This window comes from Cupriavidus sp. GW823-FHT06D04 (assembly GCF_058795055.1).
The window spans coordinates 436,307-452,176 of the sequence record NZ_JBXAHL010000002.1; the positions used below are offsets into that span (position 1 = coordinate 436,307).

The window sequence follows — 15,870 nt, forward strand, 5'->3', positions numbered from 1 at the left end:
GGGCGGCGGGCTTGATGTTTGTCGTTGTCGTGCGGCGACCCATGTACAGTTTGGTCGAAATTACACGGAGCGGCAAATGCACATTAAGTGGCTAAAGCTCCTCTTTCAGTGGCTCTCCAAGGCCATTTCCCACGAGAATTTCACGTCCAAGGGAAAACCCGTATTAAGTCCCTGTCTTGAAATGGCCATACCCCGTCCCTATAATTAGCACTCGCCGGGGGTGAGTGCTAACAGCATGAAAGCGCCCCTTGCGGCACCTGAACATTTCAGACGGCCGTCGCCTCGGTAGCCGGCCGAATTGTGATTAAAAACTCACTTTGTATCTAGGAGTCCGTATGAATCTGCGTCCTTTGCACGACCGCGTGATCGTGAAGCGTCTGGACAACGAAACCAAGACCGCGTCCGGTATCGTGATTCCCGACAACGCTGCCGAGAAGCCCGATCAAGGCGAAGTGCTGGCAATCGGTCCTGGCAAGAAGGATGACAAGGGCAACAACATCGCCCTCGACGTCAAGGTCGGTGACCGCGTGCTGTTCGGCAAGTACGCCGGCCAGGCCGTGAAGGTGGAAGGCCAGGAACTGCTGGTCATGCGCGAAGAAGACATCATGGCCGTGGTGAACAAGTAATTCACCGACTGACCGCCACCCGTACAGATTTCAGGAGATTCAAGAATGGCAGCTAAAGACGTAGTGTTCGGCGACGCCGCACGTGCCAAGATGGTTGAAGGCGTGAACATCCTCGCCAACGCAGTTAAGGTGACTCTGGGCCCGAAGGGCCGCAATGTGGTGCTGGAGCGCAGCTTCGGCGGCCCGACCGTGACCAAGGACGGCGTGTCCGTGGCCAAGGAAATCGAGCTGAAGGACAAGCTGCAGAACATGGGCGCCCAGATGGTCAAGGAAGTCGCTTCCAAGACCAGCGACAACGCCGGTGACGGTACCACCACCGCAACCGTGCTGGCCCAGTCGATCGTGCGCGAAGGCATGAAGTTCGTTGCCGCCGGCATGAACCCGATGGACCTGAAGCGCGGCATCGACAAGGCTGTTGCCGCCGCCGTGGAAGAGCTGAAGAAGGTCAGCAAGCCCACCACCACCAGCAAGGAAATCGCCCAGGTTGGCGCGATCTCGGCCAACAGCGACACCTCGATCGGTGAGCGCATTGCCGAAGCCATGGACAAGGTCGGCAAGGAAGGCGTGATCACGGTTGAAGACGGCAAGTCGCTGGCCGACGAGCTGGAAGTCGTGGAAGGCATGCAGTTCGACCGCGGCTACCTGTCGCCGTACTTCATCAACAACCCGGAAAAGCAGGTTGTCCAGCTGGACAACCCGTTCGTGCTGCTGTTCGACAAGAAGGTCTCGAACATCCGCGACCTGCTGCCGGTGCTGGAGCAAGTGGCCAAGGCCGGCCGCCCGCTGCTGATCATCGCTGAAGACGTCGAGGGCGAAGCCCTGGCGACCCTGGTGGTGAACAACATCCGTGGCATCCTGAAGACCGCCGCCGTCAAGGCCCCGGGCTTCGGCGACCGCCGCAAGGCCATGCTGGAAGACATCGCCATCCTGACCGGCGGCACCGTCATCGCTGAAGAAATCGGCCTGACGCTGGAAAAGGCTGGCCTGAACGACCTGGGCCAGGCCAAGCGCATCGAGATCGGCAAGGAAAACACCATCATCATCGACGGCGCCGGCGACGCAGGTGCGATCGAAGGCCGCGTCAAGCAAATCCGCGCCCAGATCGAAGAAGCGACCTCGGACTACGACCGTGAGAAGCTGCAAGAGCGCGTGGCCAAGCTGGCCGGCGGTGTTGCCGTGATCAAGGTTGGCGCTGCCACCGAAGTCGAAATGAAGGAAAAGAAGGCCCGCGTGGAAGACGCCCTGCACGCCACTCGCGCTGCGGTGGAAGAAGGCATCGTCCCCGGCGGTGGTGTGGCCCTGCTGCGTGCCCGCGCTGCGATCTCGGCACTGACCGGCGAAAACGCCGACCAGAACGCCGGTATCAAGATCGTGCTGCGTGCCATGGAAGAGCCGCTGCGCCAGATCGTGCTGAACGCCGGTGAAGAAGCTTCGGTGGTCGTTGCCAAGGTTATCGAAGGCAAGGGCAACTACGGCTACAACGCGGCTTCGGGCGAGTACGGCGACCTGGTGGAAATGGGCGTGCTGGACCCGACCAAGGTCACCCGCACCGCACTGCAGAACGCCGCTTCGGTGGCTTCGCTGATGCTGACCACGGACTGCGCAGTTGCCGAATCGCCGAAGGAAGAGTCGGCTCCGGCAATGCCGGGCGGCATGGGCGGCATGGGCGGCATGGAAGGCATGATGTAAATCATTGCCGACCGACTGCCCTCACGGGCAGGCTGTCTTGAAAAACCCCCGCGGGCGCGAGCCCGCGGGGGTTTTTCTTTGGGGCGCCGCAGCGGTCTCGCGCTCGAGCCGCCAGGTCAGACCTCGACCACGCAGCACCAGTCGAAGCGCTTGTTTTCCAGCTCGCCGGTGCGGCGGCTGACGTAGCCGCGGGGGTTGCAGACCACGCGCGAATCGTCGATGCAGTAGTCGAAGCTGGTGTGGGTATGTCCGTGGATCCACAGGTCCGCCTTTGCTACCAGGTCGGGCCGGCGCGACAGGAAGCCGCCGGAGACCAGGTCGTGCGAGTAGCGCGGGTCCAGGCTGCCCAGGTCAGGGCCGTGGTGCGTAACCACCACGGTCTTGCCATCGTAGGGCAGCGCCAGCTGCGCCGCCAGCCAGGCCGACGCGGCCTGGTGGCGCGCCAGCGCGTCCTGGGGTGTGAAATGGCGCGCACGGCCGTCGTCGCCGTGGAGTTCGATCAGCCGGTGGTCCAGCATCACCGCCGCGCAAGCCTGCATCGCGTCATCGCGCCGGTCAGTCCCGAACAGGGTGTAGTCAGTCCACCAGGTGGTGCCGATGATGCGTACCCGTCCGTGGGCGCCGTTGAATTCGGCCACTGTGCCATTGAGCACCTGTATGCCTGGGTGCGCCTCGGTGGCTTCGGCCATCAGGCGATCCACGGTATCGAAGTTGCTTTCGTAGTATTCGTGATTGCCGGGCACGTAGATCACCGGCTGGCTGAAGGTGCGCGCGGCCCAGTCGATGCCGTCGCGCCCGTTGGCGATGTCGCCGGCTAGCACCACGACGTCGGCATCGCAGGCGGGCACGGCCTGCGGCATGTTGTGCTCGATGTGGAGGTCGCTCAGGATGCGTAGCTTCATGGAGACTCCGGAGGCGCATGGGGCTCGCTGTATGGGCCGCTACGGCGGCGGGCGGTTGCCTGCATTCTTAAGAAGCCAGCCCGTCTGGTCAAGTCCCGCGGATCCCGCCGAAAAGCAAAAAAGCCCGGAACCAGGTCCGGGCAAGTGACTGTCTAGCCGGCATTGCACCGGGAGACAGCCGGGGGAAACGATCGCGGTTTCCCGGAAGTATTACCCTCCTTGTCCGGCCATGGTCGGCAGGAGAACGCGATAGATCTGGATAAAGGCTGGTCCGAGCAGCACCAGCAGCAGCGACGGGAAGATGGTGAAGATCAGCGGGAACAGCAGCTTGAGCGCGATCTTGGCGGCTTGCTCCTCGGCCCGCATGCGGCGCTTGGTGCGCAGCATGTCGGACAGCACGCGCAGGGACTCGCCCAGGCTGGTGCCGAAGCGGTCGGCCTGGATCAGCATGGAGGCGAACTTGTCCACGTCGTCCACGCCGGTGCGCAGCGACAGGTTCGACAGCGCCTTTTCCTTCGAGAAGCCCGAGCGCAGCTCCAGCAGCATCAGCTGGAGCTCATCGGCCAGCACGGGGCAGCGCAGCGCCAGCTCGTCGGCCACACGCATCAATGCCGCATCGAGCCCGAGGCCGGCTTCCACGCAGACGGTCAGCAGGTCGATCACGTCCGGGAACTCTTCAAACACCGTACGCTGGCGTTGCGCGACCTTGCGTGCGAGAACGACGTTGGGCAGGTAGTAGCCGATTGCACCAAGTACTGCCAACAACGCGAACATGATGTTCCGGTCTTGCAGCCCCGACTGGCCGGCGGCTGCCAGCAGCCCGATCATCGGCAGGGCGACCGCCAGAGCGGTCTTGGCCGCAAAGTACAGCGGTGCGGCACTGGCATTGCGCCAGCCGGCGTTCATGAAGCGCACGCGCAGCTGCGAGCCCTCCCAGCCTTCCTTGGGCAGTGACAGTCGCGATACCGGTTGCGCCCATTGCACCAGCTTTTCGAGTAGCGCATTCCGCTTGCCAGGATCAGCCCCGAGCTGGCCCGCCTGGCCTGCGATCTGCTCCGCCCGCCCGCGCAGGCGGTTGGGCGAGAACACGTAGAGCACCCCGAACACCGTGCCGAACGCCGCCACGAAGATCAGCGCGAGCACGACAAACTGGTCTGCCTGAAACCCCTGGATAATGCCTTGCATGATGGACTCCCGTCAGGATGGCTGTCCAAGCCCTGCTTCTTCGAGCACTGCATGTACCGGTACCGTGCGTTGCGCCTTCAGACCCGGATTCGGATGATCTTGCGCATCCACAGCACGCCGAAGGTCATCGATACCACTGCGCCGCCGATCATGCGCAAGCCGAGCGGGTCCTCCCACAGCACGTTCATGAAGCCCGGATTGACCACCAGGATCAGTCCGGCAGTGCAGAAGGGCAGCAGGCCCAGCACCCACGCGGACAGCTTGCCTTCCGCCGAAAGCACGCGGATCTTGTCGAACAGCTTCAGCCGTTCGCGCACCATTGTGCCGATGGTGTCGAGGATCTCCGCCAGGTTGCCGCCGCTTTCACGCTGGATCAGCACCGCGATGACGAAATAGCGCAGGTCGCCCACCGGTACCCGGATGGCAAGGTTGGTCATGGCCTCGTCCAGCGCCACGCCGTAATTGATTTCCTCGAAGGTGGTGCGGAACTCCGGCCCGATCGGGGCCTTCATTTCCTGCCCGACCATGCCGAGCGCGCCACTGAACGAGTGCCCGGCGCGCAGGGCACGGCTGATCATGTCGACGGCATCAGCCAGCTGTGCCTCCATCTGCTTGATCCGCTTGCCGCGCAGGCGCATCACATGAAGCACCGGCAGCATGGCGGCCAGCGCCGCGCCGGCGAGCACCAGCGGTACCGGTATCGGCAGCAGCGGAATCAGTGCCACCGTGCACAGCGCCACCATCGCGCAGTAGCCCAGCAGCTGCGCCACCGACCAGGTGCTGCCGGATTGCTCCAGCCACCGGTCCAGCCTGCCCACGCGGGGCACGCTCATCAGCCACTTCTGCAAGCGCGGCGAGCCCGCCAGCATGCGCTTCTTCAGGATCGACAGCTGTTCCGCGCTGACATGTCCGCCTGCCGACAGCGCCCGCAGCCGCGCCTCGATGCGCCTGGCCGCGGGGCCATGGGCGTTGCTCCACCACAGGTAGATGCCCTCGACGCAGAGCACCACGGCCACGAACAGCAGGATGCCGAAGGCGTAGAAGATCGTGCTCATGTGTAGCTCCCCGGGATTGCTTGTTGTTGTATCGCGCCAGGCGGATCAGACTTCGAAGCGTTTGGCCGGGTCATAGGTCTCGTCCGGCAGCCCCACGCCGAACACGCGCAGCCGCTCGGCGAACTTGGGATACACCCCGGTGGCCCGGAAATTGCCGCGGACCGTGCCATCCTTGTCCACGCCCGTGCGCTGGAAGGTGAAGATCTCCTGCATGTTGATGATGTCGCCCTCCATGCCGGTGATCTCCTGGATGCTGATGATCTTGCGCCGGCCGTCGGTCATGCGCGCCGCCTGCACGATCACCGTGATGGCCGAGGAGATCTGCTGGCGCATGGCCTTGGCCGGCATGGTCAGGCCGGCCATGCTGACCATGTTCTCCAGGCGCGTCAGCGCGTCGCGCGGGGTGTTGGCGTGGATGGTGGTGAGCGAGCCCTCGTGGCCGGTGTTCATCGCGTTGAGCATGTCCAGCGCCTCGCCGCCGCGCACTTCGCCCAGGATGATGCGGTCGGGGCGCATGCGCAGCGCGTTGCGCACTAGGGCGCGCTGGGTGATCTCGCCCTTGCCTTCGATATTGGGCGGGCGCGTTTCCAGCCGCAGCACATGGGGCTGGCGCAGCTGCAGTTCGGCCGCATCCTCGATGGTGACCACGCGCTCGTCTTCCGGGATAAAGCCCGACAGGATGTTCAGCAGCGTGGTCTTGCCGCTGCCGGTGCCGCCCGACACCAGCACGTTGACCTTGGCCTGCGAGAGCGCCTGCAACAGCTGCGCCATCGGCGGCGTCAGGCTGCGCAGGTTCACCAGGTCGGACACCTGCAGCGGATTCACGGAAAAGCGGCGGATCGACAGCAGCGGCCCGTCGATGGCAGAGGGCGGGATGATGGCGTTGACGCGCGAGCCGTCGGGCAGGCGTGCGTCGACCATCGGGCTGGTCTCGTCGATACGGCGCCCCACGCGCGACACGATCTTCTCGATCACCTTCATCAGGTGTGCGTCGTCGTAGAACACCACGTCGGTCAGTTCCAGCTTGCCGCGCCGCTCCACATAAGTCTGGCGTGCGGTGTTGACCAGGATGTCCGACACGGTGGGGTCCTGCAGCAGGGGCTCGAGCGGGCCGAAACCGAACATCTCGTCGTAGATTTCTACCGTCAGCTGGCGCCGCTCGTTGTCGTTGAGCAACACCTTCTGTTCGTCGATGATCAGGTTGACCAGCGCGGCGATCTCCTGCCGCACCTGCTCCTGCGGATAGCGCGCCAGCCGCTCCAGCTCCACACGGTCCAGCACGGTCTCGTGCACGTCGCGCTTGAGCTGGTGGTAGCCACCCGACACGGAGGCTGCCGAGGTCGCAAACTGGATTGCGGCGTGGCCGTTGGCAGTGAAGGCGGGCCCGGCATTGGCCAGCTGTTCGCGAATGGACATGATCAACTCCTCGTTATCGGCTTCGGTTGGCCGCCGCCCTGGCTGGCCGTCGTCAGGGTATTCAGGTGCTCCGCGCGCGCAGCATCAGCCTGCGCAGCGGTGATACCGCTTCGACGCGGTTGCGCCGCTCGGCTTCCGGTGTGGTGCACAACTGCGTGGCCATGGCCTGCAGCGCGCGCGCCATGGCGCTGCGCCGGCTCAGCTTGGCGACTGGCTCGCCGTGGCTGACGGCCTCATCCACGGCGGCGGAGTCGTCGGGCAGGGTAAAGGCGACCTTCATGCCGAAGATCTCCTCCATCGTTGCGCGCGGCATCTCGTTCTTGCGGCCGGTGCGGTTCAGCACCAGGCGGACCTTGTCGGTGGGGTAGTGCAGCGCACGCAGGATATCGAGCAGCCGACGGCCCGGCCGCCCGAAGGAGATTGCTGGTTCGGCCACCACGCAGATGCGGTCGCTGTGGTCCAGCATGCCGATCGACAAGGGGTCGATGCTCTGGCCCAGGTCGAAGATCACGAAGTCATAGGCCGGCTGCACCACCGACAGGATCCACTCCAGCTTGTCCTTCTGGATCTGGCTGGCCTTGATGGGATCGGCCGCACCCGCCAGCACGTCGAAGCCGTTGTCCACATGCACCAGGCAGGCTTCCAGGAAGGCGGCATCCATACGGTCGATCTGGCTGCAGATATCGGGCAGCGTGGAGGGCGGGGTCTTGTCGCTGACGATATAGGTCAGGTCGCCGAAGTGCCGGTTCAGGTCCACCACCAGCACGCGCTTGTCAAGGTGCCGGGCCAGCGCATCGCCCAGGTTGGCCGCCACGAAGCTGGTGCCCGCGCCGCCCTTGCACGAGATCACCGAAATTACCTGTGCGGTCTCTTGCGCACGCGGCACGTGGCCGGATTCCACGCGCTTGAGCGCCTCGGCCAGTTGCCCCTTGTCCAGCGGCCACGACAGCACATCGCGGATGCCGGCACGCATGGCCTTGATCAGCACCTCGGAACTGGGCGCCTGCGTGATCAGGATGCAGGGCAGTTCAGGGTGCTGCTGGCGCAGGCTCTCGATGGCCTGCATCTGCGGGGCATTGATGGCAGGCAGTTCCAGGATGAGCAGGTCGGCCATGCGCAGCCGGCTGGCATGGAACGGGAAACGCGCCAGGCCCTCCTGCAGCGTCATGGCCTGGAAGTTGCCGACCACGGTGCTGAGCCGGTTGATCTCGGCCAGCCGCTCGGCGTCTTCGGAAACGATCAGAATTCTGAGCATGGTGTGCTCCTGGTTCATGCGCGCTAGTTGCAGATCGGGCCGCTGGTGGAAGAGTCCAGGCTCTCCCGCGGCAGCGTGGTGGAGAACGAAGGCATCGACACCGTTATCGGAACGACCGGAATAAAGGTCTTGACCGAGACGTTGGCCACGCTGACGGTGACCGAGCGGCAGGAATTGCGCGCGCTGTCGGGGTCGGCGTCGCAGCCGCTTGGTTCATAGGCGACCTGGATATTGGTGGCCTGCAGCAGGGGCATCAGTTTGGTCATCTTGGTCTTGATGGTGGTGTCCGTGGTGTCGCACACCACCGCGATGCGTGCACCCAGCCGGGTGGCCTCACCGGCGGTGTTCCAGTAAAACAGCACGCGGGAGAACTCGGCAATGCCGATCAGCAGCATGAAGAAGATGCTGGCAACCAGGGCGAATTCGACGGCGGTTGCGCCGGCCTGGCGTGAACGCGGGCGCATGGCACGGATCGGAGTCATAGCACCTGCCTCATTACCGTTGCGATATCGGAGAACGCCAGGGCTCCCACATTGAGGTAGGACTGCATTGGCGAGTAGGTAAAGCCCGAGATCTTCACCTCAACCAGATTGATGGTGCCTGCCGGCGGGTTTGAACTGTTGCCGCCCTCGTAGATGGCAACGTTGGCAAACTGCTTGCTGCCGCAGCCGCTCGAGTCAACGCGGTCACAGACGACTACCATTGACGGGCTGAGGCCGTTCACAAGTGCCGCGCCGCCGCAGGTGGTCTTGCCATAGACGGCGATGCATTTGGCCTGATCCACTGGGTAATTCGGCTCGCTGGGCGCGTATTGCGACAGGAAGCGTGCCGCATCGCGCGTGGCCTTTGTCAGGGCGTTGTACTGGTAGATGGCGCGCCCGTACTCGGCCACCCCGGTCACCAGCATCAGCAAGGGCACCAGGACCAGTGCGAACTCCACCGCGACCGCCCCGCGCGCCCTGCTCCTGCGCTGCCTGCATTGCGCCATGATTCGCTCCTATTGCACCAGCACCGGCACACGAGGGCCCACACCCGTACTGGACCCGGGCACACCCTGGGTCGCGCACGGACTGGTGGGGTCCTTCGAGTCCCCCAGGTATTCGAGACTGGTTGCAGCCTTTGCGCTCTGTTCCTGCATTGGCTCGACCATCAGCATGCAGGCCCAGGAGACCACCGCAGCTTGTTTGGCCGTGGCGAGCTCAGTGCAGTCCACTATCGGCACCTGTACCAGCCTGCGGTCGGCGCCGGCCTGATGCACTGGCTTGGTTGAGGGCGTGCCCTTGGTTTGCAAGCCACTGTTCGCATCCGTCTGGTAGGGATCGTTGGTGCCCCGCTTCTGAATGAAGTCAGCGTAGGCGTTGCCACCATTTGGCGCATTCCATGTGGTCAGGGTGTAGGCATAACCAGTAAAGTCGGGTGCCCCATCGTTCGGTCCCTTGTAAGAGCCGGTATAGATCCCGAAGCGGGTATTCCACGCTGCGATCAGCGATGCGATGCTGCCTGGCTCGCCCACCTTGGAGCCCACTACCGGCAGATCGCACTGTCCGCTGCCGGCAAGCAGGTCGGCCAGTTCGGAAGCGCCGCCTGCCGGAGGCGAAAGGTCGGCCCAGCCAAAACTGCCGGGACCGTATGGGTCGCTGCTCGGATCGACCCTGGACTTGATCCAGTCGCCCCGGTTGTACGCGGTTTTCGGCGGATTCGCCGTTGACGGCGTGCAGACATAGACCGGGATGGCACAGGCGGTCTGCGCGCTGGTGGTGGTGGCGACGGCCATGGCATTGACGGTACTGGCCTTGATATCGATCCCTGGCAGCAGGTTGAGCATCTGGATGAACCAGTGGGCGATATCCTTGCGCTCGGCGGTGCATTTCACGTACTTCACTTTGTCGAGCGAGAACGGAATGTTGTTCTTGGTGTAGAAGGTGCTGCCAGATGTATCGCTATATGAGACGTTGAGGTTCTCGAACATTTCCACTGGCTTGCCCTGGAACAGGGCAGCGTTGCTCGTGCCGGTGGCCAGGCCGGCCGCCTCGGACACGAGCAGCGGCGTGGCCCCGGTGACATCGCGCGCGGCAGCCAGCGCGCAGGCATCGACGCTGTTCTGCAGCTCGCTCTTGGTGACATAGAGCTTGCCCAGATCGAGCGCCAGCCCGACAAAGCCGATCAGCACAGCCAGCGACAGTCCCACGATGATGGCAACCGCGCCACGCTGATGTGCGCGCCGCGTCAGCCTGGATCGTGTGAAGCCCGATGTAGACATGATGGTCTCCCGCGGTTCTGGTGCTCAGCGGCCGTTGCCACCCATGCCCACGCCGCCATAGCCGCCGGCGCCGAAGTCGATCGTCATGGAGGGTGCGCCGCCTTGCTGGCTCCCTGACAGCGAACGGTCGAAGTTCTTCATCGCTGCCACAGCCGTCTTGCCATCGGTACCGGTGACAGTGGGCAGCCCGGCAGGCGCGTCGGGATTGATGATCTGCAGCTGCGTGACGGTGGCCAGCGCCACGCCGCGCTGGCCGTCCCACACCGGCGTCGAGGTCATGCAGGCCGATAGTCCCAGGCAGGCCAGGCTGCCGAGCACCAGGACGGCGGCGCCGCGCGAAAGCTTCAGTGTCTTGTTCATGGTCGTTCTCCGGTTCTGCTGGTGGCGCGGCGGATCAGTTGCCGCCCGATACGGTGCGGCCGGCCGTAGCCGCGGCCCTGGCCTGGGCCAGGCGGGCGGCGGTGGCTTCGATGCGGGCGATGCGCGCGGTGGTGTCCTCGGCCGGCGGCGCGGCTGCCGTGTTGCGGGCGGGCGCAGGGGCTGGCAGGGCAGGGCGCTTGCTGGCGCCGGCAACTGGTTCCCGCGTACCCGGCGCAGGCTCATCCAGCGGTTTGCCATTCGGCACGGCCGAGACCGAGGTGTTGGGCGTGCCTTCGCTGCGCGGTGCCGTGGGCGGCGTGGCGGGCGCCGCGGCCGGTGCGGCGGGCTGCGACGGTGCCGGCGCGGGTTGCGGCACACGCTTGCCGTCGCCTTCCATATTGCCCATGAAGTACAGCGACAGCGGGTTGGGCGTGGAGAAGCTGTCGGTCGGCAGCGGGTAGTTGTTGGTCTGCATCGGCTTGACCAGGCGCGGCGTGATGATGAACACCAGTTCGGTCAGGTCCTGCTGGTACTGCGTGCTGCGGAACAGCGTGCCCAGCACCGGCACCTCGCCGGCACCCGGCACCGCCTTGAGCGAGCCGCGCGCGCTGTCCGTCAGCAGGCCGCCGATGGCAAAGCTCTCGCCGTCACGCATCTGCACGGTGGTGGAGGCGCGGCGGGTGGTGATCACCGGCAGCACGGTCTGGCCTGCCAGGGAGCCGCCGCGCACGGTGGCACCCGTGGGCGACAGTTCGGACACTTCCGGCGCTACCTTCAGGTGGATGCGGCCGTTGGCCAACACTGTGGGCGTGAACTTCAGACCCACGCCGAACTCTTCTTCCTGCAGCGTGACGGTGCCGGCACCGTTCAGCACATTGGCCTGCGCCACCGGGATATAGATCTTGCCGCCGGCGAGGAAGCTGGCTTCCTGGCCGCTGATGGTGACCAAGTTCGGCTCGGCCAGGATCTTGACCAGGCTGTCGTTCTTCTGGGCATCGATGGCGATGTCGAACGGCCGGTTGTTGGCCTTGCTGCCGAAGAACGCCGCCGAGGCGCCGGTCAGCAGCGATGTCACCAGTCCGCCGGTCCAGGAGCCGAAGCCGCCCTGCAGGTTCACCGCTGAGCCGAGCTGGTTCAGCAGCGTCTTGGAAACTTCTGCCACCTTCACTTCCAGCATGACCTGCTGCGGTGTATCCACCGACAGCATGTTCAGCACACCGCCCTTCTTGGCGGCGTCGCCCTGTGCGGCGTTGGCGTATGCCTGGGCGATATCCATGGCCTGCTGCGCCGCCTGGGCGTTGGTGACGCTGCCGGTTAGCACCAGGTTGTCCGCCGCCGTCATCACGCGGATGCCGGGCTCGCCGGGCAACAGCTGCCCCAGCGAAGTCTGCAGCCCGCCAGCGTCGGCATTCACCACCACGTTGATGATGCTGCAAGAGCCGCTGCGGCCCTGCACGATCATGTTGGTGGTGCCCACCGCGCGGCCCAGTACGTAGAGCGTCTGCGGCGACACCATGGTGGCCTGCACGACGTTGGGATTGCCCAGCGTGCGGTTGCGCACCGGCTCCTGCAGCGTGATCAGCTGAGACTTGCCGACTGCCACCATCACGCTGGATTCGCTGCGGATCGCGCCGGTGCAGTTGGGCCCGCGCGCGTCCCCGGACGTCAAGGGCGGCGCCGACGGGGCCGGCGCGGCGGCTCCGGGCGTCATGCTGATGGTCATCTGCATCGGACCCTGCGGGGCCTTGGCGGCAGCCGGTGCGGTCGCCTTGGTCAGGTTGCCCGCCTCGATGGCGGCCTGTGCTGCGGCGGCCAGCGGTGTGCAGAGGATGGTGGCAAGCACCAGGATGCGGGTGCCGCCAGCAGCGTCGGATCGTTTCTGGTTCATTTTGAATCTCCCCCCGGAGAGGCTGTGTTGCAGCTCAGAATTCGTTGGATGCCTGGCGTAGGTTCTCAGAAGCACTCGACGCCGCCCTGCATGCCTGCCAGCACGCCGATGCAGTTGCCCGAGCGTGCGGGCGCCGCCGCCACCGTGCGAGTCTTGACTACGGTGCGCGTCTCGGTCTTGGTCACCACCTTGGCCGGTGCCTCCGGTGTCTTGCCAAGCAGTGTTCCCTTGGTGGCGCCGCCGGTGTTGATGTCGGCCACATCCAGCTGGTTGCGCAGCACCAGCGACAGGGTGCCCACGCTGCGTGCCACGTCGAGCTTCTCGGCCTGTTCGGGCGTGACTTCCAGCGTCACCGCATTGACCACCTTGGGTTGGGTGTCGTCGCGGCTGACCTGTTGCGCTACCGCCAGCACCAGGATCTTCTCGAGCACGATCTTCGAGATGCTGCCGCTCTGCGCGGTCTTGGCTTCTTCGTTGGTATTGACGATCACGTCGACGTAGTTGCCCGGCAGCGCGAAGCCGGCCACGCCCACCACGTCGTTGACGCGGACCGTGATGGCGCGCTTGCCGTCATTGATCACGGCGGACAAGCCACCCTTGGTGCCCACCGGCGCCAGCTTGGCGTCGATGACGGGCTCGCCGCGCTGGAGGCTGGTGCGGACCACGCGGCCCTCCAGCGCCTTCATGTCTTCAAACGCGCCGGGCGGCACGCTGCCGGTCGGCCAGCTGACCATGCGCAGCTGGCTGCCGTTGAGCGGCTGGCCGAGGTTGAGGTCGTTGGCGGCGACGACCACCTGCCTGACCGAGCTGGACGACTGCTGGACCAGCCATCGCGACGCCGATACCACTGCCGCCACGCCGGCGACGAGGGCAATCAGCAGCATCAGGATTGCGCGTGTGTTTTTCATGATGATTCTCCCCCTACAGTGGTCCGATGGTGTGGTGCAGTTCAGCTTGCGGCGCGACGGTCATCCGACCATCGATGGCCAGCGCCCAGCGATGGCATCGCGTCGGCCGAAGCGCGCAGCCCGTAGTAGCCTTGCCATGCAGACAGCAGGCCTGCCTCGGTAACCTGTGCGGCATGGCCGTGGTAGCGCACGCCCGAGTCCACCAGGCGCAGCAGGTCGCGCGGGATGCAGGCCAGCAGCGGTGTATCGCTGGCATAGTGCAGGCTGTCGACTAGGAAATCGAACATCGCATCCGTGCTGGCCAGCCCGAAGTCAGCGGCGGTGCGCTGGTAGACCTCGCGGTAGTCGTCCACGGACAGGGGGCCCACATAGAGCTTGCTGCCAAGCCGGCGCAGGAAGGCGTCGTCGCCCAGCTCCGACGGTTCGAGGTTGGTCGAGAACACTGGCCAGACATCGAACGGCACCGAGAAGCGCACGCCGGTCTGCAGCGTGAACATGTCAATGCTGCGATCCAGCGGCACGATCCAGCGGTTCAGCAGGTCGCTGACGCCGACCAGCTGGCGGCCCAGGTCATCGATGATGTAGATGCCGTTGTTGGCCTTCATGTGAGGGGGCGCCTGGTAGAAGCCGGAGATGCGGTCATAGCGCAGGTCCAGCATGGACAGCGTCAGCTCGCCGCCAGACAGCACTACCGGGCGATGGCACAGGACCCAGCGGCGGTCCAGCGAGCGGTGCGCCAGCGACGCTTCGCTGTCGTCGAACGGCACATGGACCAGCGGATCGAACACCTGGATGATTTCACCGGCCACGGTGATGGCATGCGGCACCGGCACAGCACCGGGCAACAGCGTGCCTAGCCGTTGCGCCAGGTAGGTCTTGCCGCTGCCGGCCGGGCCGTAGATCATCAGCGCGCGGCAGGTGTTCAACGCCATGCCGATGGCGTCGAGCAGATGGACCGGGATCACCAGGTCATGGAAGGCGGCGGTAACGTCCGCCTTGGTCACGGAAGCGTGGTTGACCGAGTGGCGCTTGACGGCATCGAGGTACGCATCCAGCGTGACCGGCGCCGTGCCGACATAGCTGCAGCGTGCCGAGGCTTCCGCCGCGCGGGTATAGCCGGCGTCAGTGAGCCGGAAGCGCACGTCCAGGTCGCTGGCGCCGCGGTGCGCAATCTCCAGCAGGCGCTCGCGCACGGCGACGGCCGCAATGTCATTGACTACCAGCGCCGGCAGCTTGAGCGTTTCGGTCAGTACTGCCAGCGTGACGGTGCGGTGCTGGTAAGCGGCCTTCATCAGAAGCCCGAGCAACTGTGCGATCTCCAGGCCGGTATCGGCAATCGTGCGCGGCAGCACGTGCCAGGGCGGCATCGGCAGCGTGCCATGCTCGGCATGGCCATTCCTGCCGGTCGCGACGGGCTCAAGGAGCCGTGGTGCGTGGCCTGAGTCGTGATGCTCGTTCATTGCCGTCCCCTGTTCGCTGTTCAGTGTGTTCTCGTTCCTGCAGGCGCCCGTGACTGGTCGGCGCGTTGTGTCGCTTGTGGCTGGTGTCATGTGCTGGCAAAAAGCATGGTCAGCGTTCCGGCGGCAATCGCTACGCCGTAAGGCATGGAGCCGGCGGAGGCCCCGGCTTCAGGTTGTACCGGCCGTGAACCAGGCACCAGGGCGGCGATCAGCATGTGGCCCACTCGGGCGAGGGTCGAGCGCCCCTGCCCTGTGATAAGCACCTGTATCAGTGCCCAGACCCCGCCAATCACGCAGGTTGCCAGCGCGATCTTCAGCACCATGCTGACGCCGAGCCAGGCGCCCACCGCTGCCATCAGCTTGACGTCGCCGGCCGCCATGCCGCGCATCAGGTAGAAGGGCAGAAACAGCGCCAGGCCCATCGTCCAGCCATAGAGCCACGCCAGCGAGCCGGCGGCCAGGCCATGAATGGCAGCCATTGCAGGCAGCGCAGCGATCCACGCACCAAAGGTCAGCCAGTTGGGAATGCGGCGCTGCTCCAGGTCGATGGCCGCGGCTGTCAGCACGATGCCGATCGTGGCGGGGCCGACGAGGGGGGCGAGGGCGGTGGCGGCTTGCATGGCGTTAGTGGCTGGTGGCTTGGGTGGTGTCTGGGGCGTGCGCTGGCCGGATGGATCAAGGCAACTTGGAGGCGATCAACTCGTACATGGCTTCCACGGCATCGCCGAGCGTGGCCACGGAAAGGACAATTGCCATGGCGATCAGACTGCCAAGCAAGGCGTATTCGATAGCGGAAACACCCTGGTCGTCGCGCAGAAAATCTCTTGACCTGGCGAAGAACTTTGGCATTTGGCGTCTCCGGTGTC

Annotated in this window: 16 protein-coding genes; 2 read left to right on the forward strand and 14 right to left on the reverse strand. The window is 65.1% G+C overall.

From position 1 onward, the window contains the following. Nucleotides 1–335: 335 nt before the first annotated feature. Both groES and groL read left to right on the forward strand, forming a co-directional pair. A complete protein-coding gene (groES, locus tag AC1Q7H_RS05720; protein WP_010813047.1) occupies nucleotides 336–626 on the forward strand; it encodes a co-chaperone GroES in 291 nt (96 codons plus the stop codon). Nucleotides 627–671: 45 nt separating this feature from the next. Then, nucleotides 672–2,315 carry a chaperonin GroEL gene (gene groL, locus AC1Q7H_RS05725; protein WP_013955756.1) on the forward strand — a complete coding sequence of 548 codons (1,644 nt, stop codon included), beginning with the start codon at nucleotides 672–674 and terminating at the stop codon, nucleotides 2,313–2,315. A gap of 116 nt (nucleotides 2,316–2,431) precedes the next feature. Here the strand turns inward: groL and AC1Q7H_RS05730 are convergent, their stop codons facing one another. The 14 genes from AC1Q7H_RS05730 to AC1Q7H_RS05795 all read right to left on the reverse strand — a co-directional run bounded on the left by AC1Q7H_RS05730 (nucleotide 2,432) and on the right by AC1Q7H_RS05795 (nucleotide 15,853). Further along, entirely contained in the window at nucleotides 2,432–3,217 is a 786-nt protein-coding gene (locus tag AC1Q7H_RS05730; protein ID WP_211980789.1) for a metallophosphoesterase, read from the reverse strand. A 210-nt stretch (nucleotides 3,218–3,427) separates the two neighbouring features. Further along, nucleotides 3,428–4,402: a type II secretion system F family protein gene (locus AC1Q7H_RS05735; RefSeq protein WP_013955758.1), complete on the reverse strand. Its 975-nt coding sequence runs from the start codon at nucleotides 4,400–4,402 to the stop codon at nucleotides 3,428–3,430. A gap of 77 nt (nucleotides 4,403–4,479) precedes the next feature. Further along, a complete protein-coding gene (locus tag AC1Q7H_RS05740) occupies nucleotides 4,480–5,457 on the reverse strand; it encodes a type II secretion system F family protein (protein WP_013955759.1) in 978 nt (325 codons plus the stop codon). A gap of 45 nt (nucleotides 5,458–5,502) precedes the next feature. Next, nucleotides 5,503–6,873 carry a TadA family conjugal transfer-associated ATPase gene (locus AC1Q7H_RS05745; RefSeq protein ID WP_013955760.1) on the reverse strand — a complete coding sequence of 457 codons (1,371 nt, stop codon included), beginning with the start codon at nucleotides 6,871–6,873 and terminating at the stop codon, nucleotides 5,503–5,505. 61 nt (nucleotides 6,874–6,934) lie between these two features. Further along, nucleotides 6,935–8,128, reverse strand: a complete 1,194-nt coding sequence (locus AC1Q7H_RS05750; protein ID WP_211980790.1) for a CpaE/TadZ family protein — start codon at nucleotides 8,126–8,128, stop codon at nucleotides 6,935–6,937. A 23-nt stretch (nucleotides 8,129–8,151) separates the two neighbouring features. Beyond that, entirely contained in the window at nucleotides 8,152–8,610 is a 459-nt protein-coding gene (locus tag AC1Q7H_RS05755) for a TadE/TadG family type IV pilus assembly protein (protein WP_211980791.1), read from the reverse strand. After that, nucleotides 8,607–9,116 (reverse strand): TadE/TadG family type IV pilus assembly protein, encoded by a 510-nt coding sequence (locus AC1Q7H_RS05760; RefSeq protein WP_211980792.1) that lies wholly within the window; start codon nucleotides 9,114–9,116, stop codon nucleotides 8,607–8,609. The genes AC1Q7H_RS05755 and AC1Q7H_RS05760 overlap by 4 nt, the downstream gene beginning before the upstream one ends. A gap of 9 nt (nucleotides 9,117–9,125) precedes the next feature. Then, nucleotides 9,126–10,388 carry a pilus assembly protein TadG-related protein gene (locus AC1Q7H_RS05765; protein ID WP_211980793.1) on the reverse strand — a complete coding sequence of 421 codons (1,263 nt, stop codon included), beginning with the start codon at nucleotides 10,386–10,388 and terminating at the stop codon, nucleotides 9,126–9,128. Between the two features lie 24 nt (nucleotides 10,389–10,412). After that, nucleotides 10,413–10,748: a hypothetical protein gene (locus AC1Q7H_RS05770; protein ID WP_211980794.1), complete on the reverse strand. Its 336-nt coding sequence runs from the start codon at nucleotides 10,746–10,748 to the stop codon at nucleotides 10,413–10,415. Between the two features lie 34 nt (nucleotides 10,749–10,782). Next, nucleotides 10,783–12,636: a type II and III secretion system protein family protein gene (locus AC1Q7H_RS05775; protein WP_211980795.1), complete on the reverse strand. Its 1,854-nt coding sequence runs from the start codon at nucleotides 12,634–12,636 to the stop codon at nucleotides 10,783–10,785. Between the two features lie 65 nt (nucleotides 12,637–12,701). After that, complete coding sequence (gene cpaB, locus AC1Q7H_RS05780) at nucleotides 12,702–13,544, reverse strand: Flp pilus assembly protein CpaB (protein WP_013955767.1); 843 nt, start codon at nucleotides 13,542–13,544, stop codon at nucleotides 12,702–12,704. Between the two features lie 41 nt (nucleotides 13,545–13,585). Beyond that, nucleotides 13,586–15,004 (reverse strand): DUF8689 domain-containing protein, encoded by a 1,419-nt coding sequence (locus AC1Q7H_RS05785; protein ID WP_211980796.1) that lies wholly within the window; start codon nucleotides 15,002–15,004, stop codon nucleotides 13,586–13,588. An 86-nt stretch (nucleotides 15,005–15,090) separates the two neighbouring features. After that, on the reverse strand, nucleotides 15,091–15,624 hold the full coding sequence (locus AC1Q7H_RS05790; RefSeq protein WP_211980797.1) for an A24 family peptidase: 534 nt from the start codon (nucleotides 15,622–15,624) through the stop codon (nucleotides 15,091–15,093). Between the two features lie 55 nt (nucleotides 15,625–15,679). Continuing rightward, the gene (locus AC1Q7H_RS05795; RefSeq protein WP_211980798.1) at nucleotides 15,680–15,853 is read right to left on the reverse strand and encodes a Flp family type IVb pilin; all 174 of its coding nucleotides are present in this window, start codon (nucleotides 15,851–15,853) and stop codon (nucleotides 15,680–15,682) included. Between the last annotated feature and the right edge of the window lie 17 nt (nucleotides 15,854–15,870).

Excerpts from the sequence above, each read along its gene's own strand:
- AC1Q7H_RS05765 (WP_211980793.1), bottom strand. The coding sequence starts at position 10,388 with ATGTCTACATCGGGCTTCACACGATCCAGGCTGACGCGGCGCGCACAT.
- groL (WP_013955756.1), top strand. The coding sequence starts at position 672 with ATGGCAGCTAAAGACGTAGTGTTCGGCGACGCCGCACGTGCCAAGATG.
- AC1Q7H_RS05770 (WP_211980794.1), bottom strand. The coding sequence starts at position 10,748 with ATGAACAAGACACTGAAGCTTTCGCGCGGCGCCGCCGTCCTGGTGCTC.
- AC1Q7H_RS05740 (WP_013955759.1), bottom strand. The coding sequence starts at position 5,457 with ATGAGCACGATCTTCTACGCCTTCGGCATCCTGCTGTTCGTGGCCGTG.
- cpaB (WP_013955767.1), bottom strand. The coding sequence starts at position 13,544 with ATGAAAAACACACGCGCAATCCTGATGCTGCTGATTGCCCTCGTCGCC.
- AC1Q7H_RS05730 (WP_211980789.1), bottom strand. The coding sequence starts at position 3,217 with ATGAAGCTACGCATCCTGAGCGACCTCCACATCGAGCACAACATGCCG.
- AC1Q7H_RS05785 (WP_211980796.1), bottom strand. The coding sequence starts at position 15,004 with ATGAACGAGCATCACGACTCAGGCCACGCACCACGGCTCCTTGAGCCC.
- AC1Q7H_RS05790 (WP_211980797.1), bottom strand. The coding sequence starts at position 15,624 with ATGCAAGCCGCCACCGCCCTCGCCCCCCTCGTCGGCCCCGCCACGATC.
- AC1Q7H_RS05750 (WP_211980790.1), bottom strand. The coding sequence starts at position 8,128 with ATGCTCAGAATTCTGATCGTTTCCGAAGACGCCGAGCGGCTGGCCGAG.
- groES (WP_010813047.1), top strand. The coding sequence starts at position 336 with ATGAATCTGCGTCCTTTGCACGACCGCGTGATCGTGAAGCGTCTGGAC.
- AC1Q7H_RS05760 (WP_211980792.1), bottom strand. The coding sequence starts at position 9,116 with ATGGCGCAATGCAGGCAGCGCAGGAGCAGGGCGCGCGGGGCGGTCGCG.
- AC1Q7H_RS05795 (WP_211980798.1), bottom strand. The coding sequence starts at position 15,853 with ATGCCAAAGTTCTTCGCCAGGTCAAGAGATTTTCTGCGCGACGACCAG.
- AC1Q7H_RS05745 (WP_013955760.1), bottom strand. The coding sequence starts at position 6,873 with ATGTCCATTCGCGAACAGCTGGCCAATGCCGGGCCCGCCTTCACTGCC.
- AC1Q7H_RS05775 (WP_211980795.1), bottom strand. The coding sequence starts at position 12,636 with ATGAACCAGAAACGATCCGACGCTGCTGGCGGCACCCGCATCCTGGTG.
- AC1Q7H_RS05755 (WP_211980791.1), bottom strand. The coding sequence starts at position 8,610 with ATGACTCCGATCCGTGCCATGCGCCCGCGTTCACGCCAGGCCGGCGCA.
- AC1Q7H_RS05735 (WP_013955758.1), bottom strand. The coding sequence starts at position 4,402 with ATGCAAGGCATTATCCAGGGGTTTCAGGCAGACCAGTTTGTCGTGCTC.